At 68.3% G+C, this 1,163-nt stretch carries 1 protein-coding gene; it reads left to right on the forward strand.

All coding sequences use genetic code 11. From position 1 onward, the window contains the following. Nucleotides 1–1,121, forward strand: a 1,121-nt coding sequence (locus ACP7AZ_RS17780; RefSeq protein ID WP_426039979.1) for an OmpA family protein, incomplete at its 5' end; no start/stop codon positions are given. Nucleotides 1,122–1,163: the final 42 nt, after the last annotated feature.

Here is a 1,163-nt window from a genome sequence, read left to right on the forward strand (position 1 = left end):
CCGCTGGTGCTGCTTCGGCTGAGCCGGACGGCTGGTACGGCGCGATTGACGCCGGTTACCACAAGATCGACGACATCAACCTGGAAGCGTCCGGCAACGGCGTGAACTGGAATGCCGAAGTGAACGACGGCTGGGCCGCGTTCGCGCGTCTGGGCTACCGGTTCAACCCGAACTGGCGCGTCGAGCTCGAAGGCGGTTACCGCTCGGGCGACATCGGTCGCATCCGTCACTCGACGGGTTCGGTTCCGTCGGGCGTGTGTAACTTCACGCCGGCCACTGGCCCCTGCTTCTCGCCGGAAGGCGACATCGAATCCACCACGCTCATGGCCAATGTCATCTATGACATCGGCGGCGAGTACTGGGGCGTTCGTCCGTTCGTGGGCCTCGGCGTCGGCGTGAACCGCGTCAACACCGAGTTCGTGGGCACGATCCGCGGCCAGCGCACGGTCTCGATCGCGGCTGACGACAGCTCGACCAAGTTCGCGGCGCAAGCCCTGGCGGGCCTGAGCTATGCGATCGGCGACCGCGCCAACATCGACCTGACGTACCGCTATCTGACGGGCGACATGGAGTTCAAGACGTTCACGAACTCCACGGCGGCCGTGAACAACTACGGCACGTTCGATGGCGACTACGACGAGAGCCACACGGTGACCCTGGGTCTGCGCTACGCCTTCGGCGCAGCCGACGCTCCGCCGCCGCCGCCCCCGCCGCCGCCGCCGCCTCCCCCGCCTCCCCCGCCGCCCCCGCCTCCTCCCCCGCCGCCCCCGCCTGCGCCGGCTCCGGTCGCGCGTGAGTTCGTGGTCTACTTCGACTGGGATCGCTCGGACCTGACGGCTGAAGCCCGTTCGGTGGTCACGCAGGCCGCCAACTACGCCAAGTCGGGCCGTCCGACGCGCGTGCTGGTCGTCGGCTACGCCGACACCTCCGGCTCGGCCGCCTATAACGTGGGTCTGTCGAACCGTCGCTCGCGCACCGTGGCTGACGCCCTGGTCGCTCAAGGCGTCGCCGGCGGCGTCATAGCTCTCGACGGCAAGGGTGAAACCAACCTGGCCCGTCCGACCGCCGACGGCGTTCGCGAGCCTCTGAACCGTCGCGCCACCATCGGCATCAACTTCTAGGACGCCTGGACAAGGATCCCGATCCCGCAAGGATCGGGATCC

This window comes from Brevundimonas sp. DC300-4 (genome assembly GCF_049897365.1).
In the GTDB taxonomy this organism is placed as follows: Bacteria; Pseudomonadota; Alphaproteobacteria; order Caulobacterales; family Caulobacteraceae; genus Brevundimonas.